Origin of the sequence: Bradyrhizobium sp. BEA-2-5 (assembly GCF_032918025.1) — a bacterium.
Lineage (GTDB): Bacteria > Pseudomonadota > Alphaproteobacteria > Rhizobiales > Xanthobacteraceae > Bradyrhizobium > Bradyrhizobium pachyrhizi.
Genome location: NZ_CP136629.1, coordinates 8,070,194 through 8,096,702, shown reverse-complemented (window position 1 = coordinate 8,096,702; position 26,509 = coordinate 8,070,194). Strand labels below are relative to the sequence as shown.

The 26,509-nt window shown below is 65.5% G+C and carries 24 protein-coding genes and 1 pseudogene; 14 read left to right on the top strand and 11 right to left on the bottom strand.

Annotated features, from left to right (window positions below):
- Positions 1-9: 9 nt before the first annotated feature.
- Positions 10-741, top strand: coding sequence for an aspartate/glutamate racemase family protein (locus RX327_RS37820; protein ID WP_050382380.1), 732 nt, complete (start codon positions 10-12; stop codon positions 739-741).
- On the opposite strand, the gene RX327_RS37815 is transcribed toward RX327_RS37820, so the two are convergent.
- Complete coding sequence (locus tag RX327_RS37815; protein ID WP_028336246.1) at positions 733-1,515, bottom strand: SDR family oxidoreductase; 783 nt, start codon at positions 1,513-1,515, stop codon at positions 733-735. The two genes, RX327_RS37820 and RX327_RS37815, sit on opposite strands and share 9 nt — an antisense overlap.
- A 39-nt stretch (positions 1,516-1,554) precedes the next feature.
- Positions 1,555-2,529 carry a 2-dehydropantoate 2-reductase gene (locus tag RX327_RS37810; protein WP_317248926.1) on the bottom strand — a complete coding sequence of 325 codons (975 nt, stop codon included), beginning with the start codon at positions 2,527-2,529 and terminating at the stop codon, positions 1,555-1,557.
- A gap of 179 nt (positions 2,530-2,708) precedes the next feature.
- Between RX327_RS37810 and RX327_RS37805 the strand changes: the two genes are divergently transcribed.
- Complete coding sequence (locus tag RX327_RS37805; RefSeq protein WP_317248925.1) at positions 2,709-3,509, top strand: enoyl-CoA hydratase-related protein; 801 nt, start codon at positions 2,709-2,711, stop codon at positions 3,507-3,509.
- Between the two features lie 2 nt (positions 3,510-3,511).
- Here RX327_RS37805 and RX327_RS37800 read toward each other — a convergent pair whose 3' ends face one another.
- Together RX327_RS37800 and RX327_RS37795 are read right to left on the bottom strand one after the other, a co-directional pair.
- On the bottom strand, positions 3,512-3,775 hold the full coding sequence (locus tag RX327_RS37800) for a hypothetical protein (RefSeq protein ID WP_038377750.1): 264 nt from the start codon (positions 3,773-3,775) through the stop codon (positions 3,512-3,514).
- A gap of 62 nt (positions 3,776-3,837) precedes the next feature.
- A complete protein-coding gene (locus RX327_RS37795; RefSeq protein ID WP_317248924.1) occupies positions 3,838-4,722 on the bottom strand; it encodes a LysR family transcriptional regulator in 885 nt (294 codons plus the stop codon).
- 116 nt (positions 4,723-4,838) lie between these two features.
- Here RX327_RS37795 and RX327_RS37790 point away from each other — a divergent pair, with 116 nt between their 5' ends.
- The 5 genes and pseudogenes from RX327_RS37790 to RX327_RS37770 form a co-directional block, all read left to right on the top strand.
- Positions 4,839-6,200, top strand: a complete 1,362-nt coding sequence (locus RX327_RS37790) for an FAD-dependent oxidoreductase (RefSeq protein WP_317248923.1) — start codon at positions 4,839-4,841, stop codon at positions 6,198-6,200.
- 13 nt (positions 6,201-6,213) lie between these two features.
- Complete coding sequence (locus RX327_RS37785) at positions 6,214-7,218, top strand: ABC transporter substrate-binding protein (protein ID WP_317248922.1); 1,005 nt, start codon at positions 6,214-6,216, stop codon at positions 7,216-7,218.
- Between the two features lie 130 nt (positions 7,219-7,348).
- Positions 7,349-8,122: an ABC transporter ATP-binding protein gene (locus tag RX327_RS37780; protein WP_317248921.1), complete on the top strand. Its 774-nt coding sequence runs from the start codon at positions 7,349-7,351 to the stop codon at positions 8,120-8,122.
- Entirely contained in the window at positions 8,115-8,942 is an 828-nt protein-coding gene (locus RX327_RS37775; protein ID WP_317248920.1) for an ABC transporter permease, read from the top strand. The genes RX327_RS37780 and RX327_RS37775 overlap by 8 nt, the downstream gene beginning before the upstream one ends.
- Positions 8,943-9,120: 178 nt before the next feature.
- Positions 9,121-9,981, top strand: a pseudogene (locus tag RX327_RS37770) (IS30 family transposase); the annotation flags it as partial.
- Positions 9,982-10,194: 213 nt separating this feature from the next.
- Here RX327_RS37770 and gtdA read toward each other — a convergent pair.
- Positions 10,195-11,235 carry a gentisate 1,2-dioxygenase gene (gene gtdA / locus RX327_RS37765; protein WP_317248919.1) on the bottom strand — a complete coding sequence of 347 codons (1,041 nt, stop codon included), beginning with the start codon at positions 11,233-11,235 and terminating at the stop codon, positions 10,195-10,197.
- 106 nt (positions 11,236-11,341) lie between these two features.
- On the opposite strand from gtdA, the gene maiA reads away from it, so the two are divergent.
- From maiA to RX327_RS37750, 3 genes are read left to right on the top strand one after another with little or no spacing between them, the layout of a single operon-like run.
- Positions 11,342-11,974 (top strand): maleylacetoacetate isomerase, encoded by a 633-nt coding sequence (gene maiA / locus RX327_RS37760; protein WP_317248918.1) that lies wholly within the window; start codon positions 11,342-11,344, stop codon positions 11,972-11,974.
- Positions 11,964-12,476 carry a MarR family transcriptional regulator gene (locus RX327_RS37755; protein ID WP_317248917.1) on the top strand — a complete coding sequence of 171 codons (513 nt, stop codon included), beginning with the start codon at positions 11,964-11,966 and terminating at the stop codon, positions 12,474-12,476. The genes maiA and RX327_RS37755 overlap by 11 nt, the downstream gene beginning before the upstream one ends.
- The gene (locus RX327_RS37750; protein WP_050382395.1) at positions 12,476-13,660 is read left to right on the top strand and encodes a 3-hydroxybenzoate 6-monooxygenase; all 1,185 of its coding nucleotides are present in this window, start codon (positions 12,476-12,478) and stop codon (positions 13,658-13,660) included. Before RX327_RS37755 ends, RX327_RS37750 begins: the two co-directional genes overlap by 1 nt.
- A 402-nt stretch (positions 13,661-14,062) precedes the next feature.
- Here the strand turns inward: RX327_RS37750 and RX327_RS37745 are convergent, their stop codons facing one another.
- The 5 genes from RX327_RS37745 to RX327_RS37725 form a co-directional block, all read right to left on the bottom strand.
- Positions 14,063-15,673: a benzoate-CoA ligase family protein gene (locus RX327_RS37745; RefSeq protein WP_410712128.1), complete on the bottom strand. Its 1,611-nt coding sequence runs from the start codon at positions 15,671-15,673 to the stop codon at positions 14,063-14,065.
- Positions 15,670-16,800 carry an FAD-dependent monooxygenase gene (locus RX327_RS37740; protein WP_317248916.1) on the bottom strand — a complete coding sequence of 377 codons (1,131 nt, stop codon included), beginning with the start codon at positions 16,798-16,800 and terminating at the stop codon, positions 15,670-15,672. The genes RX327_RS37745 and RX327_RS37740 overlap by 4 nt, the downstream gene beginning before the upstream one ends.
- A gap of 115 nt (positions 16,801-16,915) precedes the next feature.
- A complete protein-coding gene (locus tag RX327_RS37735; RefSeq protein WP_050382405.1) occupies positions 16,916-17,128 on the bottom strand; it encodes a hypothetical protein in 213 nt (70 codons plus the stop codon).
- Positions 17,129-17,238: 110 nt separating this feature from the next.
- Complete coding sequence (locus RX327_RS37730; protein ID WP_050382407.1) at positions 17,239-17,460, bottom strand: cysteine rich repeat-containing protein; 222 nt, start codon at positions 17,458-17,460, stop codon at positions 17,239-17,241.
- Between the two features lie 39 nt (positions 17,461-17,499).
- On the bottom strand, positions 17,500-18,240 hold the full coding sequence (locus RX327_RS37725) for a cysteine rich repeat-containing protein (protein ID WP_317248915.1): 741 nt from the start codon (positions 18,238-18,240) through the stop codon (positions 17,500-17,502).
- Between the two features lie 249 nt (positions 18,241-18,489).
- Here RX327_RS37725 and RX327_RS37720 point away from each other — a divergent pair, with 249 nt between their 5' ends.
- Positions 18,490-19,647 (top strand): efflux RND transporter periplasmic adaptor subunit, encoded by a 1,158-nt coding sequence (locus RX327_RS37720; protein WP_317248914.1) that lies wholly within the window; start codon positions 18,490-18,492, stop codon positions 19,645-19,647.
- A gap of 12 nt (positions 19,648-19,659) precedes the next feature.
- Complete coding sequence (locus RX327_RS37715) at positions 19,660-22,830, top strand: multidrug efflux RND transporter permease subunit (RefSeq protein ID WP_317248913.1); 3,171 nt, start codon at positions 19,660-19,662, stop codon at positions 22,828-22,830.
- Between the two features lie 166 nt (positions 22,831-22,996).
- Here the strand turns inward: RX327_RS37715 and RX327_RS37710 are convergent, their stop codons facing one another.
- Positions 22,997-23,998: an NADP-dependent oxidoreductase gene (locus tag RX327_RS37710; protein WP_317248912.1), complete on the bottom strand. Its 1,002-nt coding sequence runs from the start codon at positions 23,996-23,998 to the stop codon at positions 22,997-22,999.
- Between the two features lie 216 nt (positions 23,999-24,214).
- Here RX327_RS37710 and RX327_RS37705 point away from each other — a divergent pair, with 216 nt between their 5' ends.
- Both RX327_RS37705 and RX327_RS37700 read left to right on the top strand, forming a co-directional pair.
- Positions 24,215-25,504, top strand: a complete 1,290-nt coding sequence (locus RX327_RS37705) for a dicarboxylate/amino acid:cation symporter (protein ID WP_028336266.1) — start codon at positions 24,215-24,217, stop codon at positions 25,502-25,504.
- Between the two features lie 12 nt (positions 25,505-25,516).
- The gene (locus tag RX327_RS37700; protein ID WP_050382413.1) at positions 25,517-26,473 is read left to right on the top strand and encodes an amino acid ABC transporter substrate-binding protein; all 957 of its coding nucleotides are present in this window, start codon (positions 25,517-25,519) and stop codon (positions 26,471-26,473) included.
- Positions 26,474-26,509 lie beyond the last annotated feature (36 nt).

Here is a 26,509-nt window from a genome sequence, read left to right as displayed (position 1 = left end):
TCTCGGCACATGACCAGGATCCTGATCGTCAATCCCAACACCACCGCGTCGATGACCGCGACCATCGCGGCCGCGGCGCAAGCGGTGGCCGCGCCGGGCACCGAGATCGTCGCCGTCACATCTGCGATGGGACCGGCCTCGATCGAAGGCTTCTATGACGAGGCCTTCGCCGTTCCCGGGCTGATCGAGGCGCTGCTGAAGACGCCCGATGCCGATGCCGGCATCGTCGCATGTTTCGACGACACCGGGTTGGATGTCGCGCGGTCGGCGGCGCGCTATCCGGTGGTCGGGATCTGCGAGGCGGCGCTGGTCACCGCCGGGCAGATCGCCAAGCGCATCGGCATCGTCACCACGCTGCCGCGTTCGATCGTGCCGCTCGAGGAACTGGTGCGCCGCTACGGCTTTGCCGACCGCGCCGTGGTCACCGCCTGCGACGTCGCGGTGCTCGATTTCGAGAAGCCGGGCTCGGGCGCCAAGGCCAAGCTGGAGGCCGAGATCGCGCGAGCGCTCGACAAGGGCGCCGACGCAATCGTGCTCGGCTGCGCCGGCATGGCCGACCTTGCCCATGAGCTGTCGGTGCAATTCGGCGTGCCTGTGGTCGACGGCGTGGCCGCTGCGGTGAAGCAGGCGGAAGCGCTTGCCGGCCTCAAGCTCACGACGTCGCGTCGCGGTGCTTACGCGTCGCCCGCGGCCAAGGCCTATTCCGGCCTGCTGGAGAAATTTGCGCCGCGGTCAGCCTGACGCCGCCCCGCCATAGATCCGGTCGCGCAGGCGGCGCATGCCGGACAGCCAGCGCTCGCGATTGGTGACCTTGCGCTGCATGTATTCCTGCACCTGCGGATGCGAGAGAATCAGGAAGCGCTCCTCGGCCATCGCCTCGATCACCATGCGCGCGACCTCGCCCGGCTGCAGCACGCCGTCGACGCGCGCGGCACTCGGGCCCGGCGTCGTCATGCCCGTCTGCACCGATTGCGGACAGAGCACGGAGACACGGATGCCGCGATCGCCATACTGGATGGCGAGATGCTCGGCGAGCGCGACCGCGGCGTTCTTGGTCACGCCGTAAGGCATCGAGTTCAGCGAGGCCAATAGCCCCGCGGCGGATGCGGTGTTGATGAGATAGCCGGAGCCGCGCGCGAGCATGCCGGGCACCAGCGCGCGCGCCGCGAACACGTGGCTCATCACATGCACGCGCCAGCTCACGTCCCAGTCGGCATCGGAGGCGGCCTCCTGTCCCTTGCGCGAGAGCCCGGCATTGGAGAAGAACACGTCGACCGGGCCATATTTGTCCTCGGCCGCGGCGATCAGCGCCTTGATGTCCTCCTCGAGCCCGACATCGGCGGTGACGGCGAGGCCGTCGATATCGCCGGCGACGCTCGCGAGCCGATCGCGCGAGGTCTTGAGATCGGCGACCACGACGCCGCGAGCACCGGCGTCCGCATAGGCCCGCGCCACTGCTTCGCCGATCCCGCTCGCGCCGCCGGTGACGACGCAGACCTTGTCCTTGACTTGCATGGTTCGATGTCCCTGCTTGTTATGTGGTGGGCCGGATTGTCAGCCCTGATACAGGCGCTTGTCACGCGCCTTCTGGATCGCGAGCGCGGCCATCAGGTCGAGCATCGGGGTCGAAATGGCGGCCGCGCGGGCGAATGCCGCCGGTGCGCGCACCAGCACATCGATCTCCATGGCGCGCCCGAGTTCGTAATCCTGCAGGATCGACGGCTTGTGGTCCGGCGCCGGCCCGCTGCGGGTGACGCGCTTGACCTCTGGAATGTAGTGTGTCGCCACCGCGTTGGCCTCGTCGAGCAGGCGCGGGATCACGTCCTGCATGTCAGGATCGTCGCGGACGCCGCGCGCGGTCAGCCCGGTCAGCAGGCAGAGCACCGACATCGACATGTTGGTCAAGAGCTTCGACCAGATCGTCTCGCGGATCTGCTTGACCTCGGGCGATTCGATCGCGGCGTCGTTGAGCGCCGCACGCAGGGTGGCGATGCGCTCGCTCTGCCGATCGTCGCATTCACCGATCAAGAGGCGGTTGCGGTCCGGCGACAGGTTCGCGACGATGCCCGGCGCGATCACCTCGTTGGAGGAGAAGATCACGCCGCCGATGATGCGCTCCTTCGGGACGGTGCTGCGCAAATGCCCGCCGGGATCGAGGAAGCCGAGATCGGGAATCTGAGGATGCCGCGGCGGCAGGCCGATGCCGTACCACCAGGGAATGCCATTCTGCGCGAACACGATCGACGTGTCGCGCTGAAGCAGCGGCGGCAGCCCGGTTGCGAGCGCGCCGATGCCGGTCGCCTTCAGCGTGCTGATGACGATGTCTTGCGGTCCCAGATCGGCAGGATCGGCTGAGGCCTTCACCTTGGCGGTGATGCTGCTATCGCCGACCTTCAGCGTCAGTCCGCTGGTCTTCACCGCGTCCAGATGCGCCCCCCGCATCACGCAGCTGACCTCGTGGCCGGCGCGCGCCAGCCGGACCGCAATGTGGCTGCCGACGGCGCCCGCGCCGAAAATGCAGATGCGCATGATTGGAACAATTCTCCGCAACGTGCCCCGTCAGTTTCCACAAGCGCGGGGCATCGCGCAACCCGTCATGCGCGTGGTGCGGTCGTGCGCGCCCGAAAGTGATGGATCAAGGCGCCTGCTCTCGCCATAGTGCAAGGCTCGTACAAGATAACAGCAATGCCGAACGAGGGAGCAACGTCATGTCGGCCAGCCCCGTCCTGTGGACTCTCGATGAGCGTGGGGTTGCGACCGTCACGTTGAACCGGCCGGAGGTCAACAACGCCTATGACGGCGCGCTGATCGCCGGCGTGCTCGCGGCCATGGACGATCTCGGCAGAAAGCCGAACCTGCGCGTCGTCGTGCTCAGGGGCAACGGCAGGCATTTTCAGGCCGGCGCCGACCTCAAATGGATCAACGGCGTGCGGCCGCAATCGGCTGAAGCGAACGAAGCGGCGTCGCGGGCCACCTTCGAGGCCGTGCAGCGGCTCAACACGCTGCCGATCCCGACCGTCGCACTGGTGCAGGGCGGCTGCTTCGGCGGCGGCACCGGCGTGATCGCGGCCTGCGATGTCGTGATCGCCGCGGACAACGCCCTGTTCTCGATCACCGAAGTGCGCTGGGGCCTGACCGCGGCGATCATCATCCCGCAGCTCTGCGACGCCATCGGCGTCCGGCAGGTCCGCCGCTACGCGCTGACCGGCGAGCGCTTCGGCGCCGAGGACGCCCGCCGCATCGGCCTCGTCCACGAGGTGGTGCCATCAGCCGAGCTCGACAGCGTCGCCGCCAAGGTCGTCGAGCAACTGCTCGCCAACGGGCCCGAGGCGATGGCTGAGACCAAGAAGCTCGCACTGGAGAGCTCGTTCGGCGGCATGGCGGTGGACGATGCCGCTTACACCCGGCTCGTGCAGCTGCATTCGGCCAAGCGGCAGACCGCGGAAGCTGCCGAAGGGCTTGCATCCTTCGCCGAGAAGCGCGCCGGCCGGTGGGGTGGCGGCGCGTAGGCTCAGCAGCCGCGGCAGATGCCGCGCATGCTGCGATAGACCTCTTCGTCGTCACGGCGCATCAGCTGCAGCTGATCGAAGGTCTTCGATTCGCTCGACCGCGTCACCGGCGGCTCGGGCTTGCGCTTCGCCGCAAGTTCCTGCTCTTGCCGATGGTAGCAGGCCTCGCGCTCCGCCTTGGCCTCAATGAAGCGGCAGGTCTCGATCGCCGCCGCGGGCGTCGCAACGATGATGAGACCAAACGACACTGAGATCGGGAGTTTCAAGCGGGCGATCCTTTCGCGTCCTTGTCTCAGGTCGGCATGCCAACGGCAAGGCCGGCGTCGCATCACAGCGGCTGCGACAGCGATTTTTTCAATGTCTTCAGCAGCGCCTGCACCGCGGCGGCATCGATGCGGCGCTCGGGAACGGCGGCCTTGACCCACAATTCCGGGATCGGAAAGTCGGTGAGTACCGGTTGCAACGCGCCGTCGCGCAGCGCGTCCGCGACCAGATAATGCGAGAGCAGCGCAACGCCGTTGCCGGCGATCGCGCTTTGCGTCAGCACGCGGCCTTCGTTCGAAGAGAGAATCGCGCGGACCTGGATATTGATGCGGCCGCGCGGTCCCTCGAACGGCCATTCCGGTCCGGTCGGCAGGAAGCTGAGGCAGCGATGATCGACCAGGTCGCGCGGATGCTTCGGTATGCCGTGCGTCTTCAGATAGGCCGGTGAGGCGCACACGAGGCGCGGCAGCCGGCACAACGGCTCGTCGATCACGCCGCCGAAGGAATGCGGGAAGGCGCCGATGGCGATGTCAAACCCCTCGGTGACGGGATCGACCGGACGATCGATCAGCACGATCTCGAGTTTCACGCTTCCGTTCTGCTTCTGGAAAATCGTGAAGGCATCGGCGAGGCGCGCCACCGTCAGCGAGGTCGGCGCCTTGATGCGCAGGTGATCGGACAGATCGCGCTGCTTCTCGCCCATCCGCGACAAGAGATCGCCGACATCGGCAACCACGCCGCGGGCGCGATGCACATATTGCTGCCCGGCCTCGGTCAGCCGCAACTGGCGGGTCGAGCGGTGGAACAGCGCGGTGCCGATCCGCTCCTCGAGCTGGGTGACGCGCTTGGCGACGACGGAAGTCGCGACATTGAGCTTGCGCGCAGCGGCAGAGAAGCCGCCGGCATCGGCGGTGGCGAGGAAGGCTTCGAGATTGACCAGCGTATCCATCTGCCTTGCTCGAGCCTTTCTCGATTCGCGAAAGCTGATTACATAATTTAGTGGATTGTACTGCAATATGCATCAATTCATAGTTGGCCCAATCAACTTTGTTCAGGGCGGAAATGATGCGAGCGAGCACGATCGAAGAGCCTGCGCGGCAGGTCCCGGTCTATGGCGAATATGACGTGGTGGTGCTTGGCGGCGGACCGGCCGGCATCGCGGCAGCGGTCGGCGCGGCACGTGCCGGACGGCGGACGCTGCTGATCGAGCGCTACGGCTTCCTCGGCGGCATGGGCACCGCGGCCGGCGTCACCAATTTCTGCGGCCTGCACGCCAACATCTTCGGCGAGATGCACCGCGTGGTGCAGGGTATCGCCTCCGACCTCTTGGCGCGGATCGACCGGCTCGGCGGGCTGAACGCGCCGCATCTGATCCTCGGCAAGATCCTTGCGCAGGCCTACGACACCGCGGCCTACAAGATCGCAGCCGACGATCTGCTCGCGCATCACAAGGTCGACATCCTGTTCCACGCGCTCGGCGCCGGCGTCGTCATGGATGGCGCGCATATCCGTGCGCTGATGGTCGAGACCAAGGCCGGCCGGCAGGCGGTGCGATCAGAAATCTTCATCGACTGCTCGGGCGATGGCGATCTCGCCGTGTGGGCCGGCGCGCCCCATGAGGTCGGCGATAATGCGGGCGGCATGCTCTATCCCTCGATGATGCTCCGCCTCAACGGCATCGATCCCGGGAAGGCGGGCGAGGCCTGGCGGACCATCCCGGCGCTGATGGCTGAGGCCGAGGCGGCCGGCACCCACTCATTCCCGCGCAAGTCGGCGATCGTGCGGCCGCAGAAATCGCAGATCGAATGGCGAGTGAATTTCACGCAGGTGACGCGGAGCGATGGCGGCGCCATTTCCGGTATTGATCCTGATGACATGACGCGCGGCGAGATCGAGGGCCGCCGCCAGGCGGTCGAGGCGTTCAAGTTCCTGCGCACGGTGCCGGGCTTCGAGCATTCCTACATCGTCGATCTGCCGCCGCAGCTCGGCATCCGCGAGACGCGGCGTGTGATCGGCGGCTACATGCTGTCAGGCGAGGACGTGCTCGGCTGCGCCTCGTTCGAGGATTCCATCGGCGTCAATGGCTGGCCGATGGAATCCCATGTGCCGGGCGATGTGATCTTCGAGTTTCCGCCGATCCCGGAGAGCCGCGGCTACAACGAGCTGCCCTACCGGATGCTGGTACCCCAAGGCGTCGACAATCTCCTGGTCGCCGGCCGTTGTGCCTCGATGACACACGAAGGCCAGTCGGCGGCGCGGGTCTCCGGTGCCTGTTTCGTGATGGGCGAGGCTGCCGGTTCCGCCGCCGCGCTGGCGCTGTCGGGCAATACGATTCCGCGCGACATTTCCGTCGAAAAGTTGCAACAACAGCTCAGCATACAGGGCGCTTTCATCGGCCGCGATCAGGCCGTGCCTGCAGGATTGTAAGCGGAGGACGGCAATGAAGGGTTGGGCGCGGCTCGCACTCGCGGGTCTCCTGGTGTGGGCCGCGAGCGGTCTCGCGCGGGCCGAGGATGTGCTGAAGGCCAAGATCGGCGTGCTCCGCCTGTCGTCCTCCGCGCCCGTTTTCATCGCGCAGGACAAGGGCTATTTCCGCGACGCCGGCCTGGAGGTCGAGCTGAAATTCTTCGACGCGGCGCAGCCGATCGCGGTGGCGACGACCTCAGGCGATGTCGATTTCGGCGTCACCGCCTTCACCGCGGGCCTCTACAATCTCGCCGGCAAGGGCGTGCTGAAGGTGATCGGCGGCATGAGCCGCGAGAAGCCCGGCTATCCCCTGATCGGCTATTTCGCCAGCAACAACGCCTATGCCGCCGGCCTGAAGACCCCGAAGGATCTCGCCGGCAAGCGTGTGGCGGTGACGCAGGTCGGATCGAGCTTTCACTATTCGCTCGGCCTGCTCGCCGACAAATACGGCTTCAAGCTCGCCGACGTGAAGATCGTGCCGCTGCAATCGCTGTCGAATGCGGCGGCTGCGCTCAAGGGCGAGACCGTTGATGCGGCGCTGCTGCCGATCTCCACGGCGCGAAAGCTGATGGACGAAGGCGGCGCGAAGTTCCTGGGCTGGGTCGGCGACGAGACGCCGTGGCAGTTGGGGGCGGTGTTCGCCTCGCCGAAGACGCTGGCCAACGCACCGCTGGTGACCAGGCTGCTCACCGCGCTCACCCGTGCCGACCACGAATATCACGACGTGATCCTGACTGCGATGAAGGACGGTGTCGCGCCGATCAACGACAAGACCAAGCCGCTGCTGGAGATCATCGCGAAGTACACCAACCTGCCGGTCGAGCAGGTGGTCGGCAATTGCGCCTATGTCGATCCCGACGGCAGGCTCGACGTCAAGAATGTCGACAACCAGATCAAATGGCTCCAGGAGCAGGGCTTTGCCGACAAGGGGTTTGACGTGAATGCCATCATCGCCAAGGAATTCGTGAAGGCGGATTGATGTCGAGCCGTAACGAACCGTCATTGCGAGCGAAGCGAAGCAATCCAGAGTCGCGCCACATATGCGGAGGGATGGATTGCTTCGTCGCTTCGCTCCTCGCAATGACGAGCTCCATTGCGAGTGACGCACAATGGACCTGATCGCCAGCCACATCTCCCATCGCTTCGGCGATCTCGCCGTGCTCGACGATGTCTCCTTCACCGTCAGCGCCGGCGAGGTGGTGGCAATCGTCGGGCCCTCGGGTTGCGGCAAGAGCACGCTGCTGTCGGTCCTGGGCGGGCTGCTGCAGCCGAGCTCCGGCGCGGCGGAGCTGCGGGGCGCACCGCCGGCGGACAGTCTCAATCCGCTGACCTTCGTGTTCCAGGATTTTGCGCTGCTGCCCTGGGCCACGGTGGAGGAGAATGTCGCGTTTCCGTTGTTGCATACGGGCTTGAGTGCCGGCGAGCGCCGGGCTGTGATCGAGGACGCGCTGCGCCGCACCGGCCTGACCGATTTCCGCACCACCTATCCCAAGCAGCTCTCCGGCGGCATGCGCCAGCGCGTCGGCATCTCGCGCGCGCTTGCGGTGAAGCCCGCGATCCTGCTGATGGACGAGCCGCTCTCGGCCCTGGATTCGCAGACCCGCGAGCTCCTGATGGAAGACTTTGTCCGCCTGCTCGCCGATGGCGGCATGGGCGCGGTCTACGTCACCCACAATCTCGAAGAAGCCGCACGGCTTGCCGACCGCATCGTGGTGCTGTCGCGCCGCCCCGGCCGGATCCGGGAAATCGTGACCATCCCGATGACGCGCGCCGAGCGCGGCACGACGGATGCGCGCGGGCCGATGGCCGCGCTACAGGGTGAGCTGTGGTCGCTGATCCGCAACGAGGCGATCGATGCCGAACGCGAGGTCCAGCATGCTTGACCGCGCGCCGCGGGAAGCGAAAGACCAATCGGCGGAGGCGACGCGCCCGGTCGCGTTTCGCGGCGCCGGCTTTATCCCCGGCGGCAGCCGCCATGCCGGCTGGATCGCGCTCGCGCTTGTGATCGCGGTCTGGCAGCTCGCCGGCAGCGCAGGGTGGGTGAACCCGCTGTTCCTGCCGGCGCCGTCTGCGATCGCTGTCGCGATCTACAAGCTCGCGATGTCGGGCGCGCTGTGGCAGCACTTGTCGTGGTCCATCATGCGGATCGGCACCGGCTGGCTCATCGGCACGGCCGCCGGCGTCGTCGTCGGCTTCGCGATCGGGCTGTCGACCATGGCGCGCGGCGTCGGCATCACCTTCATCTCGGCGCTGTTCCCGATTCCGAAGATCGCGCTGCTGCCGCTGTTGATTCTCTGGCTCGGCATCGGCGAAGAGCCGAAGATCGCGACCATTGCGCTCGGCGTCTTCTTCTCGACCGCGATCTCGGTCTATAGCGGCGTCGATGCGGTGCCGCGCAACCTCATCCGCATGGCGCAGAGCTTCAACGTTCCGTTTGCCACCATCGTGCGCAAGGTGATCTGGCCGGGCGCGCTGCCCGCGATCCTCGCCGGCTTCCGCATCACCGCCTCCGTGGCGCTGCTGCTCGTCGTCAGCGCCGAGATGATCGGCGCGCAATACGGCATCGGCGCCTTCGTGCTGCAGGCCGGAAATCTGATGCAGACCGATCAGCTGCTCGCGGGCGTGGTGATCCTGTCGGTGTTCGGGCTCGCAGTGGGCAAGGTGATCGGCTGGCTCGAGACGCGGCTGTTGCACTGGCGATGAAGGCAACCTGCCGGCCCGCAACACCACTGTCGTCCCGGCGCAGGCCGGGACCCATAACCACAGGGCGTGATTGTTAGAACAGGCTGGGGCCGCAGCGTCTTTAACCAACCGAGCGCGGTGGTTATGGGTCCCCTGAGTTCGCAAACGAAGTGCAACACTTCCTTGAGGAGGTGTTGCCATGGGGCGGACTTACAAGCAGCTCTCTCTGGACGACCGATGCGAGATTGCCTGCCTATCGGCCAATGGCAGCTCGGTCCGGCAAATCGCGGCAGCTCTGGATCGCTCGCCATCAACGGTCTCTCGGGAACTGAGGCGCAATCGGGGGAGCCAGGTCGGCTACAAGCCAAACTATGCCCAGCACCAGATGCGAGCGCGGCGCTGGACGGGCGGACGCCTCGAACGGGAGCCCGGCCTGCGCCGCGCGGTGTTGGAACGCCTTCGCCGGGGCTGGTCGCCCGAGCAGGTCGCCGGCCGGCTGGCCCGCGAGTCCGGGCGCAAGGTGATCTCGCACGAGACCATCTACCGCTTCATCTATGCCCAACTCAGGCGCACCACGGATTTCAACTGGCGGCGCTATCTGCCGCGCGCCAAGAGCAAGCGCGGCCGCCGCGGCAAGAGGGGCGGCAGCCCCGCAAGCTTCATCGAAGGCCGTGTTTCCTTGGCAAATCGGCCGATCGAAGTGGCCGACCGCAGCGTGCCCGGACACTGGGAGGCCGACCTGATGATGTTCTCGAAATACGGTCAGGCCGTGCTGACCGTGCACGAGCGCACCTCGCGTCTGCTGCTCGGCATCCGCCTTGCCAGCAAGGTCGCGCGCGGTGTCGCCCGCCATCTCGTGGGCTTCTTCGCGACCCTGCCACAGGAGCTGCGCCAGACCGTGACCTTCGACAACGGCACCGAGTTCGCCGGTCACCTGGCGCTGCACCGCCTCTCGATCGAGACCTTCTTCTGCGATCCCCACGCCCCCTGGCAGAAGGGCGGCATCGAGAACGCTATCGGCAGGATGCGCCGCTTTATTCCCCGCAAGACCGATCTCGTAACCCTCTCGACCGCCAGATTCCGCCAGTTCATCGCCGCCTACAACAACACCCCGCGCAAATGCCTTGACTACCGCACGCCTGCCGAGGCCTTTGCTCAAGTGTTGCACTTCGAATGTGAATCTACCTCCCGGCCTTCGCCGGGACGACGAAACTTACGCGCTCCCCCTGTCCCGGCGAAACGGGTCGCGCTTCGCTTGCCCGGGACGACGAGGTCACGCGTTGCCGCGATCTTCCCTGAACAGATCCAGCTTCTGCTGCACGGGCCGGTCCGAGAAGCTGAACAGCACGGCGTCGTCATCCGCCTCGTGCGTTACCCAGTGCCAGCTCGGCACCACGAACAGATCGCGCGGGCCCCACTCGAAGACCGCATCGCCGATGCGGCTGCGGCCCTTGCCTTCGATCGGGCAGAACACCGTCGCATCGGTCGCGCGATAGCGCGCGGTCTTGAAGCCCCTGGGCAAAAGCTGGATGAAGGTGCCGATGGTCGGCATCGCGAAATCGCCGGTCTCGGGGTTGCTGAACTTCAGCTTGAGCCCGTGACAGGCGTCCCACTCCTGGCTCGCGCGGGCCTTCTCCAGCGCCTCGCGGGTGTAGGCATAGGGATAGCTGAAGATCGGCGAGGTCTTCGAGCTCCGCTTCTGGTCGATCGGCAGCAGGTTGTGGCCGTAGCGCGCAAAGCTGTCGCCGGCGGGTTTCGTGATCTTCTGCTGGTCTTCCTTCGATCCTTCCGCGAAGGAGCAGTCGAAGAACTGCACCAAGGGGATATCGAGACCGTCGAGCCAGAACATCGGCTGGTCGGTCTCGTTGGAATGATCGTGCCAGGTCATGGACGGCGTGATGATGAAATCGCCGGGCTCCATCGCGGTGCGCTCACCATCGACGGCGGTGTGGGCGCCCTTGCCTTCGAGCACGAAACGCAGCGCCGACTGGCTGTGCCGGTGCGCAGGGGCGACGTCGCCGGGCACCACCATCTGCACGCCCGCGTAGAGCGAGGTCGTGATCTTGGACTGGCCGCGCAGCCCCGGGTTCTCCAGCACCAGCACGCGCCGTTCGGCTTCCTTGGCGGTGATGAGCTTGCCGGCCTCGAGCATGTAGTCGCGGATGACGTCGAACTTCCAGAGATGCGGCCGGCAGGCGCTCTTCGGCTCCGGCGTGATCAGGTCGCTCATCACCGTCCACAGCGCGGTGAGATTCTCGCCGTCGATCTTGCGGTAGAACGCCTCGCGTTCCGGCGTCTTGGTCACGGCTTCCATGGTAAGCCTCCCATCATTCTTGTCGGTGCAATTTAATTGACAGTATACTGACAATATGGCTAGCGTCAATCAACCAAGCCAATAGGGAAATGCAAGGGAGGTTCCGATGAAGCTGCATGGCTATTTCCGGAGCAGCGCGTCCTACCGGGTCCGGATCGCCCTCAATCTGAAGGGGCTCACCTCAGAGCATCTACCGCATCATCTGCGCAAGGGCGAGCAATGTGCGCCGGCCTATCTCGCGATCAATCCGCAGGGGCTGGTGCCGACCCTGGAGAGCGACGCCGGCGCGATCCTCACCCAGTCGGTCGCGATCATCGAATGGCTCGATGAGACCCACCCCAATCCTCCGCTGCTGCCGAAGGATCCGCTTCGCCGCGCCAAGGTGAGGGCATTCGCGCTGGCGATCGCCTGTGACACCCATCCGGTGCAGAATTTGAAGGTGCTGGCGCGGCTGCGCGAACTCGGGCTGCCCGAGGAGAAGGTCCAGGAGTGGGCGGCGTGGGTCAATCGCGAGGGCCTGTCGGCCTGCGAGACCCTGATCGCGGCGGAGTCCGGCCCATTCTGCTTTGGCGACCAGCCGACGCTTGCCGATCTCTGTCTGGTGCCGCAGCTCGCCAATGCGCGGCGTTTCGGCGTCGACGTCTCGGCCTATCCGCGCCTGCTCAAGGCCGAGGCCGCGGCCAAACAGGTCAAGGCGTTTGCCGACGCCGCCCCGGACAAGCAGCCCGATGCCGAATAACAAGCCAACGCCCGTCACCATGGACGCGGTCTATGCCGCGCCGGGCTATCTGTTCCGGCGCATGCAGCAGATCGCGGTCTCGATCTTCATGGAGGAGTGCAAGGCGTTCGATCTGACCCCGGTGCAATATGCCGCGCTGGTCGCGATCCATACCCATCCCGGCATCGACGCGACGCGGCTTTCGGCGGTGATCGCCTTCGACCGCTCCACGCTCGGCAGCGTGATCGAGCGGCTTCAAGCCAAGGGCTATATCGAGCGCAAGCCGGCGCCAGAAGACAGGCGGATCAAGCTGCTCCATCTTACCAAGGCCGGCGCGGCGGTGCTGAGCGACATCATGCCCTCGGTCGACAAGGCACAGGCGCGGATGCTGCAGCCGCTGAAGCCTGCCGACCGCAAGACGTTGCTGGCGTTGTTGACCCAGCTCGTCGACCTCAACAACGAGGCGTCGCGGGTGCCGCTGCGCGCCGAGGACGCGCTCGAACATCTCGGGAGGTCGGGCTGATGGCGGAGACAAGACCCGTCCTGATCGCAGGTGGCGGCATCGGCGGCCTTGCCGTGGCGCTGGGCCTCGCGCAAAAAGGCATCCGCTCGATCCTGCTGGAGAAGGCCGCCGCGCTCGGCGAGATCGGCGCCGGCATCCAGCTCGGCCCGAACGCGTTCCACGCCTTCGACTATCTCGGCGTCGGCGAGGCCGCGCGCAATATGGCCGTCTATATCGATCAGCTCCGGCTGATGGACGCGCTGACCGCCGGCGAGATCACCCACATCGATCTCGGCGATGCCTTTCGCGCGCGGTTCGGCAATCCCTATGCCGTGGTGCATCGCGGCGATCTGCACGGCGTGTTCCTGCGCGCCTGCCAAAGCCACCAACTGATCGAGCTACGTGTTTCGAGCGAGGTGACAGGCTATGAGCAGGACGGCTCGTCCGTGACGGCGAAGCTCGCCGATGGCGAGCGGATTGCCGGCCGCCTCCTGATCGGCGCCGATGGCTTGTGGTCGAACATCCGCAAGCAGGTCACGGCGGACGGTCCGCCGCGCGTCTCCGGGCACACCACCTATCGCTCGGTGATCCCGACCGAACAGATGCCGGAGGACCTGCGCTGGAACGCGGCGACGCTGTGGGCCGGTCCGAAATGCCACATCGTGCATTATCCGCTGTCGGGCTGGAAGGTGTTCAACCTCGTCGTCACCTATCACAACAATGCGCCGGAGCCGGTTGCCGGCAAGCCGGTCTCCGAGCAAGAGGTGATGAAGGGTTTTACCCACGTCCATGAGCGGGCGCAGAACATCATCCGCCACGGCACCAACTGGAAGCTCTGGGTGCTGTGCGATCGCGATCCGAACGAGCGGTGGATCGACGGCCGCGTGGTGCTGCTCGGCGACGCCGCGCATCCGATGCTGCAATATTTTGCGCAGGGCGCCTGCCAGGCGATGGAGGACGCGGTCTGCCTGTCGCACATGCTGGCCAGTCACGATGACCAGACAGCGGCGCTCGAAGCCTACAGCGCGCAGCGCTTCCCGCGCACTGCCCGCGTGCAGCTGATGTCACGCGCGATCGGCGAACACGTCTACCATCCTTCAGGCGAGCTCGCCCGCATCCGCAACGCGATCATGAGCGCGAAGTCGCAGAACGAATGGTGCGACGATATCGCGTGGCTGTATGGCGGGACAGGGCTAAAGGCGTAACTGCCCGGCGGTCGACGCAAGAGACGCGGTCGCTGTATTCTCCGACGTCGTCCCGGACAAGCGAAGCGCAGATCCGGGACCCATAACCACCGAACGCGGTTGTCATGGCAGGCTGGGGCCCCAGCCTTCGCGCCGCAAATATTTGTGGTTATGGGTCCCGGCTTTCGCCGGGACGACATTGAAACGCCTTGCTGTATGGCGGGACGGGGCTGGGTGGCTAGCTACTTACTCGTCGTCCCGGACAAGCGAAGCGCAGATCCGGGACCCATAACCACTGAAGGCGGTGTCATGGCGGGCTGCGGCCCCAGCCGTCGCGCCGCAAATATTTGTGGTTATGGGTCCCGGCTTTCGCCGGGACGACATTGAGTGTGAGGTGACGTTGTGGCGCAAGGGCATGCGCCCTCACATCCGCATCAATGCCTGCCGGTCGATCTTCCCCGTGCCCGTCTTCGGCAGCTCGTCGATGAAGATCACCTCGCGCGGATATTTGTATGGCAAGAGCTTGCCCTTGACGTAGTCCTGCAGCCTGCGCGTCGCCTCGGCCGTGTCGAAGCCGGCCTTGTTCATGACAACCACGGCGCGCAGCGTCATGCGCCGGTCCGGCAATTCGGCGGCGAACACCGCGCATTCGCGGATGTCGGGATGGTCGGCGAGACACAGCTCGACCTCGAGCGGATAGACCCATTGGCCTGAGATCTTGATGAGATCATCGGCGCGGCCGCGGAAGAAGTGGAAGCCGTCGGCATCGCGGATGAAGCGGTCGCCGGTGTAGATCCAGCCGCCCTCGCGAATGGTTTCCGCGGACTTGTCCGGCCGGTTCCAGTACAGCGGCGTGTTGGAATCGCCGCGCACCCACAGGATGCCTTCCTCGCTATCGCCGACCTCGTTCCCGTCCTTGTCGCGCAGCGCGACCTCGTAGCCGGGCACACGCAGCCCGGCGGCGCCGAGCTTCTTCTGCGCAGGAAGGTTGGAGAGATAGATGTGCAGCACCTCGGTCGAGCCGAGGCCTTCGACGATTTCGAGCCCCGTGAGCGTCTTCCAGCCGTTGAAGACCTCGGCCGAGAGCACCTCGGCGGCGGAGAGCGCCATGCGCAGCGACGAGAAATCCGCGGTGTCGGCGCCGTCGGCCTTGGTCAGGGAGATGTAGAGCGTCGGCAGGCCGAAGAACACGGTCGGCCGATATTGCGCGATCGCCGCGAAGATCGACGCAGGCTTGGGCTGGCCCGGCAACAGCAGCGTCGCGGCGCCGGCAGAGAACGGGAAGGTGACGGAATTGCCGAAGCCGTAGGCGAAGAAGATCTTCGGCACCGAGAAGCAGATGTCGCCAGGTGTCAGCTTCAGCACGTTCTGCGCAAAGGCGGCATCGCTATAGGCCATGTCGTGCTGGAGATGCACGATGCCCTTGGGCCTGCCGGTCGAGCCGGAGGAGTACATCCAGAACGCCATCTCGTTGCGACGGGTGTCGGCCGCGTCGAGCTCGGTCGGAAATCCTTGCAGCCAGTCGCCGGCCTCGCGCGTTTCGGCAACCGCGTGATCACCGGCGGCGCCATTGACCACCACCAGCGTACGCAGCGGCGTGTCCTTGCAGGCTTCCGCGTTGAAGCGCGCACAGAATTCCGCATCGGTGACGGCGACCTGCGCGCCGGCGTCGGACAGGTAGAATTGCAGCAGCTCGGGCGTCGTCAGCGTGTTGATCAAGAGCGGCACGAAGCCGGCGCGCACCGCGCCGAAGAATGCCGCGGGATAGGCCGGGGTGTCGTCGAGGAACAGCAGAACGCGGTCGCCGCGCTGCAGTCCGAGCGACCGGAAGGCGTGGCCCCAGCGTGCGGCCTCAGCGCAGAGCTCGCGATAGGTCCGCGTGCCGGCCGAGCCGGTCAGCGCCAGCCTTTCAGCGTTGCCGTTACCGAGATTGTCGAACAGGATGCGGCTCGCATTGTAGCGCTCGGGGATCGTAAAGCCGATCTCGCGCGCACCGGGATTGTCCAGCGGAACCTGGTCGGCGATCCCGGTCATGATTGTCCCTTTGCGGCTGCGTAGCGCGCCATGAAGGCCGGCGACATCGCGCGCAGCCGGAAATCGTCGATGCGGCCGGAGCGGGTGATGTAACTGTAGGCGAAGTCCAGCAGGGGAAGCTTCATGTGCTCGGGGAAGTGCTCGTACCAGAACGCGCTCGTGCGCGCAGCATCGACGAGCTTCTGCACGATGGGCTTGCGCGCGCTTTCGTAGCGCGCAAGCGCGGCGCCGATGCCGCTCTCGGTCTCCAGCGCCTTGACCAGCGCGATCGCGTCCTCGATCGCGAGCCGCGTGCCCGAGCCGATCGAGAAATGCGCCGAATGCAGGGCGTCGCCGAGCAGCACCATGTTCTTGAACGACCAGTGCTCGTTCCAGACCCAGGGGAAGTTGCGCCAGACCGATTTGTTGGAGACCAGCCGGTGGCCGTCCAGCGTCGCGGCGAATACGTCTTCGCAAATCGCCTGCGATTCTTCGATGCTCTTGTCGGCGAAGCCGTAGGCTGCCCAGGTCGCCGCGTCGCATTCGACCAGGAAGGTGCTCATGCCCGGCGAATAGCGGTAGTGATGGGCGTTGAAGGCGCCGCGGTCGGTCTTCACGAAGGTCTGCGACAGCGTGTCGAAGCGTTTCGAGGTGCCGTACCAGACGAACTTGTTGGAGGAGTAGGACAGCGACGTCCCGAAATCGCCTTCGAAGGCGCGGCGGACCAGCGAGTTCAGGCCATCAGCGGCGACGATCAGATCGTAACCCCTGAGCTCATCGACCGACTGCATCACGGTGTCGAAGCGCGGCGTGACGCCTGTGCTGCGGACGCGCTCTTGCAGGATCGTCAGCAGCGCCAGCCGGCCGATCGAGGAGAATCCGACGCCGTCGATCTCGACGCTCTCACCGCGCAGATTGAGGGTGATATTCTTCCAGCTCTCCATATGCGGGGCGATCGCATCGACCGTTTCGGGGTCGTCGGCTCGCAGGAATTCCAGCGCCTGGTCGGAGAACACGACGCCAAAGCCCCAGGTCGCGTCGGCCGGGTTCTGTTCGAACAGGTCGACCTGATCCTCGGGATGACGCTTCTTCCAAAGATAGGCGAAGTAGAGCCCACCTGGCCCCCCGCCAATCACGGCGATCCGCAACGTCTGCCTCCCTAATTGACAGTATACTTACTATTTGGGTCCAGACTAATCGCCCTCCGGCGGGAACGCCAGAGGGAAAATGCGCGCGGCGACTAGCCGCGTGGGGCTGAAAGTTTCAGTAGCAGCGGCGGACCTTGACCCCGCCGACCCATACCCAGCGGCAACCGGCGGCGACGGGTTTGCGGGCGACGACCGCACCGTTAGGACCGGCGCAGCCGGCGCGATAGACGCCGCGCGCACAGACGACCGCGTTGGCGTCGGAGGACTCGAAGGTCATCGTCGCGGCAAAAGGCAGCAGGGCGGCGGCGATCAGCAATATCGAACGCATGAAATTCCCTCTCCCGGGTGAGGCATGGTTGGCCTGTAGGTGGCAACAAGGTGCTACGGCTCCGTGCCCGACAAATCGCCGGGCACATGTCGTCTCACCGCCCGGCGCGGCTATTTCTTTTCCGCTTCCGCCAGCACCTTCTTGCAGGCGGGCGCCAGCTTGTCGCTCTGCTTGGCGAGACAGGCGATGATGCGGCCGCCGCCGGGCGTCACGCTCTTGCAGAGCTTCTCGTAGTCGCCCATGCAGGCGTCGCGTTGCGCGGTGGTCAGCTCCTGGGCGTAGACGGCGGTTGCGCCGCAAAGCAGCGCGGCGGTCAGGACGATACGCAGCATTGTTCGCTCCCTTCTCCGGTCTCTAGCGTGACAACAGGATTATCGCGCCGCGAACGGCGCCAGCACGTCGCGGCACGCCGGCGACAGCGAGCCGGCATTGGTCGCGAGGCACTGCACGATCCGCCCGCCGCCCGGCTGGACGCCGCCACAGATCGAGCGGACGTCGGCGCCGCAGGCCGAGCGCAGCACCAACAGTTCTTCGCGCGGCCGCAGCGGCCGCAACGCGATTACGGCCGGCGCGGCGGCGCCGCCACCAGCGGCGGCCACGGCCTTCTCGCAGGCCGGCGAGACCTTGGCCTTGTTCTTCTCCAGGCATTCGAGCGCCGCCGCGCCGCCCGGCGTCACGCTGGCGCAGACCTTGGGATAGTCGGCGCGGCACGCGCTGCGGATCGCCGAAACCTGCGCGCTGGACGGCGCTCCGGCCGCCTTCGGTGCGGCGGCCTCGGCGGCGGGCTTGGCCGTCGCCGGAGCAGCTTCGGTCTTGGCCGCCGCGGGCGCGGAGTCTGCCTTCGGTGCGGCGGCCGGCGCTTCGACGGCCTTCACCGCGCTGGCGCAGCCCGGGCCGAGGCTTGCCATGTTCTTCTGCAGACATTGCAGCGAGGCTTCGCCGCCCGGCGGTACGCTGGAGCAATGGGCGATGTAGTCGTTGCGGCATTGCGACTTGATGGCGTCGCGCTGCGCCTGGGTCGGCGCCTGCGACAAGGCCGGTGCGGTGCTCATGAAGGCTGCAAGCGCAAGCCATGCGGACAGCTTCGTTGCTCGTGTCAACGCATTGATCATCTGAATAAATCCTCTGGTCGCGCCGGATGCCTCCGGCTCAACTGAACTGAGTTCTGAAAAAGTCTTGTTGTAACAACCTCGGCGAGCGGCATCATTTTCGCTTTCGAGTTCCGCTGCAAGCGGATTGTTGCTATGGATGAAGCAGGCGGATTTTTTGCCCGTCACGAGATATTTATATTTAGTCATTTGAATCGAGGCTCGGAAATGAGGCATGCGCGCGCGTCGGCGCATTTCGGTCGGAGCAATTTTGTGCGGCTGCGAAATGCACCGCTTGCGCGCGTCGCGTTCGTCGTATCGGCCTTCGTCAGTTTAAGTGCCTGCGAGCAAAACAGTTTTGTTGCGCCGCCGCCGCCCAAGGTCGAGGTTGCGCCGCCGGTGCAGCGCGCCATCACACGTTATCTGGACGCCACCGGCAACACCGCTCCGATCAAGAGCGTCGATCTGGTCGCGCGCGTGCAGGGCTTTCTGCAAACGATCGACTATCAGGACGGCGCCTTCGTCAAGCAGGGCACCCAGCTGTTCACGATCGAGCCGGAGACCTACAAGCTCAAGCTCGAGCAGGCGCAGGCGGCCGAGGCCGGCGCGCAGGCCACGCTGAAGCAGGCCGAGCTCGACTTCAAGCGGCAGACCGATCTGGTGCAGCGGCAGGCGGTCTCGCAGGCGACACTTGATACCTCGACCTCCACCCGGGACAACGCCCAGGCCAGCCTGCAGCAGGCGCAGGTCAACACCAGGATCGCGGCGGTCAACTACGGCTACACCAACGTCGTCGCGCCGTTCGACGGCGTCGTCAGCGCCCATATGGTCTCGGTCGGCGAACTCGTCGGCGTTTCCTCGCCGACCCAGCTCGCCACCATCGTCGCGATGGACCCGATCTATGTGAACTTCACCGTCAATGAACAGGACGTGCTGCGCGTGCGGGATGAAGCGCGCCGTCGTGGTCTGACGGTCAACGAACTCAGGCAGTTGCCGGTCGAGGTCGGCCTGCAGACCGAGACCGGCTATCCGCATGAAGGCAAGCTCGACTACGTTGCGCCGACCCTGAACCAATCGACGGGCACGCTGGCGGTCCGCGGCGTGTTCCCAAATCCGGATCGGACCTTGCTGCCCGGCTTCTATGTCCGCGTTCGCGTGCCGTTCGAAAAGCAGGACAAGGCGCTGCTGGTGCCCGATGTCGCGATCGGCAGCGACCAGGCCGGCCGCTATGTGCTGGTCGTCAATGCCGAGAATGTGGTCGAGCAGCGCAAGGTGACGACCGGCCCGCTCGATGAGGGGCTGCGCGTCATCGAGAGCGGCCTGAAGCCGGATGACCGCATCGTGACCGCCGGATTGCTGCGCGCGATCCCCGGGCAGAAGGTCGATCCGCAGGTGCAGAAGGCCGACGCGGCGCCGGCAGCGGCCAAATAGGACGCACGCGCCATGATCTCGAAATTCTTCATCGAGCGGCCGGTCCTCTCGAACGTCATCGCGCTTCTGATGGTCCTGATCGGCGGCGTCGCGCTGTTCAACCTGGCCATCGCGCAATATCCCGACGTGGTGCCGCCGACGGTGCAGGTCACCACGCGCTATCCCGGCGCCAGCGCCAAGACCGTGATCGACACCGTCGCGCTGCCGATCGAGCAGCAGGTCAACGGCGTCGAGGACATGCTCTACATGCAGTCCTACAGCGGCTCCGACGGCACCTACACGCTGACCGTGACCTTCAAGATCGGCACCGACCTCAACTTCGCGCAGGTGCTGGTGCAGAACCGCGTCTCCAGCGCGCTGTCGCAATTGCCGCAGGCGGTGCAGAACCAGGGCGTCACCGTGCAGAAGCGGTCGACCTCGATCCTGCTGTTCGTGACCCTGACCTCGCCCAACAAGACCTATGACAGCCTGTTCCTGTCCAACTACGCCACCATCAATATCCGCGACGAGCTCTCCCGTCTGCCCGGCGTCGGCAACGTCACCGTGTTCGGCGCCGGCCAGTATTCGATGCGGGTCTGGCTCGATCCCAACAAGCTGCAGGTCCGTGGCCTCGTGCCGCAGGACGTGATCCAGGCGATCCAGCAGCAGAGCCAGCAGGTCTCGGCCGGCCAGGTCGGCGCGCCGCCGACACCGCCGGGACAGGCGTTCCAGTACACGCTCAACGTCAACGGACGGCTCGACGACGTCGGCCAGTTCGAGAACATCATCGTCAAGTCAGGGGCCAACGGCGATGTCACGCGGGTGCGCGACGTCGGCTGGGTCGAGCTCGGGGCGCAGACCTACAGCCAGATCTTCTCGCTCAACAAGCAGCCGGCGGTCGGCATCGGCGTCTTCCAGTCGCCCGGCGCCAACGCGCTCCAGGTCGAGCAGGCGGTCGAGAAGAAGATGGCCGAACTCGCCAAGCGCTTTCCGGAAGGCATCAAGTACGACACGCCGTTCGACACCACCAAGTTCGTGGAGGCCTCGGTGCACGAGGTCTACATGACCCTGATCGAGGCCGGCCTGCTCGTGCTGATCGTGATCCTCGCGTTCCTGCAGGATTGGCGGGCGATGCTGGTGCCGGCGACGACGGTGCCGGTGACCATCATCGGCGCGTTCGCCGCGATGGCGGCGCTCGGCTTCACCATCAACATGTCGACGCTGTTCGCGATCGTGCTCGCGATCGGCATCGTGGTCGACGACGCCATCGTCGTGGTCGAGGGCGCCGCGCACAACATCGAGCAGGGCATGAACGGCCACGATGCCGCGATCAAGGCGATGGACCAGCTGTTCGCGCCGATCGTCGGCATCACCCTGGTGCTGATCTCGGTGTTTCTGCCGGCTTCGTTCCTCGCCGGGCTGACCGGACGCATCTATTCGCAATTCGCGCTGGTGATCGCCGCGACTGCGCTGCTCTCCGCCATCAACGCGGCGACCTTGAAGCCGACGCAATGCGCGCTCTGGCTGCGGCCGGCCGTGCCGCCGGAGCAGCGCAATTTCTTCTATCGCGGCTTCAACGCGGTCTATGACCGCGTCGAGCGCGGCTATACAAGGCTGATCAGCGGCATCGCCGGGCATGCCAAGACCTCGGTCGCCATTGCGCTTGTCATCATCGGGCTTGCCGGCTACGGCCTGTCGCGGGTGCCGACCGGCTTCCTGCCGATCGAGGACCAGGGCTATCTGATCGCCGCGGTGCAGCTGCCCGACGGCGCGGCCCTCGACCGCACCCAGCACGTGCTCGACGAGGTCACCACGATCGCCGGCAAGACTCCCGGTGTCGACCAGGTCATCACCATCGCAGGCATCTCGGCGCTCGACAACAGCGCCAGCCTCGCCAATGCCGGCGTCGCCTACATCATCCTGAAGGACTGGGACGCCCGCAAAGGGCCCGGCGAGGATTTGCGCTCGCTGGTCTATGGACTGAACGACAAGCTCGCGACGATCATGGAGGCCCGCACCATCGTGCTGCCGCCGCCGCCGATCCAGGGTATCGGCAACGCCGCGGGATTCTCGATGCAGGTCGAGCTGCGCGACGGCAACGCCGACTACGGCAAGCTGCAGGCGGTCACGGGGGCGATCGTGGCCAATGCGCAGACCCAGAGCGCGCTGCAGCGGGTCCAGTCGTCGTTCCGCTCGATGGTGCCGCAATTCAACGTCGAGATCGACCGCGTCAAGACCCAGACCCTGCACGTCACGACGGACCAGGTGTTCTCGGCGCTGTCGACCTATCTCGGCTCGTCCTACGTCAACCAGTTCAACAAGTTCGGCCGCGTGTTCCAGGTCTATACCCAGGCCGAGGCACAGTACCGCCTGAGCCTGCGCGACATCGAGAACATGCAGGTGCGCAACTCGAACGGCGACATGATCCCGATCGGCACCGTCGCCAAGATCACACCGGCCACCGGCCCGTCGCTGATCAGCCTCTACAATCTCTATCCGTCCTCGACCGTGATCGGCCTGCCGGCGCAGGGCTACTCCTCCGGCCAATCCTTGAAGCTGATGGAGGAGATCGCGGACAAGACGCTGCCGCCCGGCACCGGCTATGAATGGACCGCGATGTCCTATCAGGAGAAGGCGGTCTCGAACCAGATCTACTGGGTGTTCGGCCTCGCCATGCTGCTGGTCTATTTCGTGCTCGCCGGCCAGTATGAGAGCTGGTACGCGCCGATCTCGGTGATCCTCGCGGTGCCGCTGTCGCTGCTCGGGCCGATGCTGATCCTCTCCGGGCTCAAGATCGAGAACAACCTCTACACCCAGATCGGCATCATCCTGCTGATCGCGCTCTCGGCCAAGAACGCGATCCTGATCGTCGAGGTCGGACTGGAACGTCATCTGCGCGACGGACGGTCGGTGCTCGATGCGGCGATCGACGCGGCACGCGCGAGATTCCGGCCGATCCTGATGACCTCGTTCGCCTTCATCCTCGGCGTGCTGCCGCTGGTGGTCGCGACCGGCGCCGGCGCCAGCGCGCGCAAGTCGATCGGCATCACCGTGTTCTCGGGCATGCTGGCCTCGACCTGCCTCGCGGTGCTGTTCGTGCCGGCCTTCTTCGTGGTGGTGCAGCGCTTCGAGAACTGGCGCAAGGCGAAGAAGGGCAAGACGACGCCGCAAGCCGCACCGCAGGCGTCGGGCACGGCGCATTGACTCCCTCGCTCCGCTCTTGCGGGGTCGAGACGAGCGAAACTCGGGTGGGGTGAGGGGCTCTCTCGGCCAGGCGGTGCGAGTTGCGAGACCTGTACCCCCTCGCCCGGATCGCATCTTGCGATGCGATCCGACCTCTCCCCGCAAGCGGGAGAGGTAAGAAAGACCGCTACACCTTCACCATGCGCTTGCCGCGATTTTCGCCCGCGAGCAGCCCGATCAGCGCCTTCGGTGTGTTCTCGAAGCCATCGATGATGTCCTCCTGCACCCTCAGCTTGCCGGACTTCACCCAGGCCTGCAGGTCGGCGAGCGCACGCTGGCTCTCCTTCATGTAGTCCATCACGATGAAGCCCTGCATGACGAGCCGCTTCACCACGATCAGCCCGGGCACACCGCGCGGGCCGTGCGCGGCAGGAGCGCCGTCATACTGCGAGATCGCGCCGCAGCAGGCGATGCGGCCGTAATTGTTCATCTGTGGCAGGCAGGCTTCGAGGATGTCGCCGCCGACATTGTCGAAGTAGACGTCGATGCCTTTCGGCGCCGCTGCGCGCAGCGCCTTGAACACCGCGCCGTCCTTGTAATCCACCGCGGCATCGAAGCCGAGCTCGGTGGTCAGCCATCTGCACTTGTCCGCGCCGCCGGCGATGCCGATGACGCGGCATCCCTTGATCTTCGCGATCTGTCCGACGATCGAGCCGACCGAGCCCGCAGCCGCCGAGACCACGACCGTCTCGCCCTCCCTGGGCTTGCCGATCTCCAGCAGGCCGAAATAGGCGGTGAGGCCTGCGATGCCGAACACGCTGAGCAGGTGCGTCATCGGCTCGAGCTTCGGCATCTTGGTGAGATGCTTGGCCGGCACCGCCGCAAATTCCTGCCAGCCGGTGTCGCCGAACACGATGTCGCCCGGCTTCAGGCCGGGATCCTTCGACGAGATCACCTCGGCGATGGCGCCGCCGGCCATCACGCTGTTGGCCTCGACCGCGGAACGATAGGTCGCGCCGTGCATCCAGGCGCGGTTGGCGGCATCGAGCGAGATGTAGCGCACGCGCAGCAACGCCTCGCCGTCCTTCGGCGTGGGGATCGTCCCCGTGGTCAGGCGAAAATGCTCGGGGCCAAGCTTGCCGGTAGGCTTTTCGACAAGCAGGATCTGGCGATTGACGGTGTCGTTCATTGGTGGTGTCTCCCCTCGCGTTGGTCGTTTCGCATGCAATTGACTGCGACGCGCGCAGCGCCTTGCACAGATTGTGCGCTGCATGAACGCTAGTCCGCGCGCTGGCATTCCACAACGGGAACGTTTCGGCAAAGTCGCGCTGGACGCGAAGCGTGTTGCGTAGCTGCGTAAATCTGCCACACTTGCCCTCCGCCGGGAACTTACGGGGGTAAGAGAATGTCCAGCAGGTTTACGCAGTATATCCTGATTGCGATGGTCCTTGGCATCGCGATGGGGACGATTGTCTTCAACTACTTTCCTGACAGCCGTGCCGAGATCGCAGCAGACGTCAACCTGATCGCGATGCTGTTCCTGCGACTGATCAAGATGATCATTGCGCCGCTGGTTTTCGCGACCCTCGTCGGCGGCATCGCCCATATGGGAAGCGGTGCCAAGCTCGGCCGCATCTTTGCCAAGACCATGGGCTGGTTCGTCTCCGCCTCCTTCGTCTCGCTGCTGCTCGGCCTCGTGATGGTCAACCTGCTGCAGCCCGGCGCCAACTTCCCCGGCACGCTGCCCGACAAGGCGCAGTCGACCGGACTGCCGGTGTCGGCGTTCTCGATCGAAAAATTCCTCACCCATCTGATCCCGACCTCGATCGCGGACGCGATGGCGCAGAACGAGATTCTGCAGATCGTCGTGTTCGCGGTGTTCTTCGCGGTTGCGCTCGGTGCGATGCCTGAACGGGCCAAGCCGATCATGAGCCTGATCGACGACCTCGCGCACATCATGCTCAAGGTCACCGGCTATGTGATGCTGTTCGCGCCGCTCGCGGTGTGGGCCGCGATCATGGCGACCGTCTCGAAGAACGGCCTCGGCGTGCTCTGGAAGCTCATCGTCTTCATGGGCGGCTTCTATCTCTCGCTCCTGATCCTGTGGGGCATCCTGGTCGTCGTCGGGTTCATCGTGATCGGGCCACGCTACAGCCATCTCTTGCGGCTGATCCGCGAACCGCTGATGATCGCGTTCTCGACCGCCTCGTCGGAGGCTGCCTATCCGAAGACGCTGGAGGGGCTGAACAGGTTCGGCGCCTCCTCGCGCATCTCGGCCTTCGTGCTGCCGCTCGGCTATTCCTTCAACCTCGACGGCACGATGATGTACTGCACCTTCGCGAGCATCTTCATCGCGCAGACCTACCACATCGAGATGTCGGTCGGCACGCAGCTCGCGATGCTGGCGACGCTGATGATCACCTCGAAGGGCGTCGCCGGCGTGCCGCGCGCGTCGCTGGTGGTGATCGCCTCGACGCTGGCGCAGTTCAACATCCCCGAGGCGGGCCTGCTGATGATCATGGGCATCGACACCTTCCTCGACATGGGCCGCAGCGCCACCAACGTGATCGGCAACTCGCTGGCGACCGCCGTGGTCGCGAAGTGGGAGGGCGAGCTGAAGGCCGAGCACGAGCTCGGGCCCGACGACGCAGTGCCGCAGGATGCGGTGCCCGGCGCCGTGATGGCCGGCCATTGACGGGAGGAATGCATGCATCGCGCCCGCTGGAGGCCGATACGGGCTGAAGCGCCTCTCCTGTCGACATGCCTGCTGTCAGTGTGCCTGCTGGCGGCAAGCCTGCTCTCTGGCCCAGTGTCCGCACAGCCGGCGGGCGAGGGGCTCAGCCCCACGCTCGCCAACATCAAGGCCACGCACACGGTGCGGATCGGCTATCGCGAAAGCTCGCTGCCGTTCTCGTTCCTCGATCACTCCAACCGGCCGATCGGCTACAGCCTCGAGCTGTGCGATGCGATCGTCGAGGAGATCGGGACCGAGGTCGACGACGCCAATCTCAAGGTCGACTACGTCAAGGTCACCTCCGACGACCGCATTCCGGCGGTCGTCGACAAGAAGATCGACCTCGAATGCGGATCGACCACGGCGAATGCCGAGCGCGGCAAGCAGGTCGCATTCTCGCCGCTGATGTTCGTGGCCGGTACCAAGCTGATGGTGCCGAAGGCCTCCGGCGTCACCCAGGTCGCCGACCTGAAGGGCAAGACGGTGGTGGTGACCAAGGGCACCACCAACGAGCAGGCGATGCACAATGTCGACGCCAAACAAAAGCTCGGCCTCAACATCGTCACCGCACCCGACCACGAGCAGTCCTACCAGATGCTGGTGGACGGCAAGGCGGATGCGTTCGCGACCGATGACATCCTGCTCTACGGCCTGATCGCGCGGCACAAGTCGCAGGACAAGTTCCGCGTCACCGGCGACTACCTGTCCTACGATCCCTACGGCATCATGTACCGCAAGGGCGAGCCGCAGATGAAGGACGTGGTCGAACGGGCGTTCCGCAGGCTCGCCTCGAATCGCGACATCGTCCCGCTCTACAACAAATGGTTCGTCGCCCGGCTGCCGACCGGCGAGAAGCTCAATGTCGCGCTGTCACCGCAGCTCGAAGAGGCCTTCAAGGCGCTCGACGATTCGCCGGGCGGGTCGAACTGACGCATGATCCGGAAAAGCGTGCAGCGGTTTTCCGAA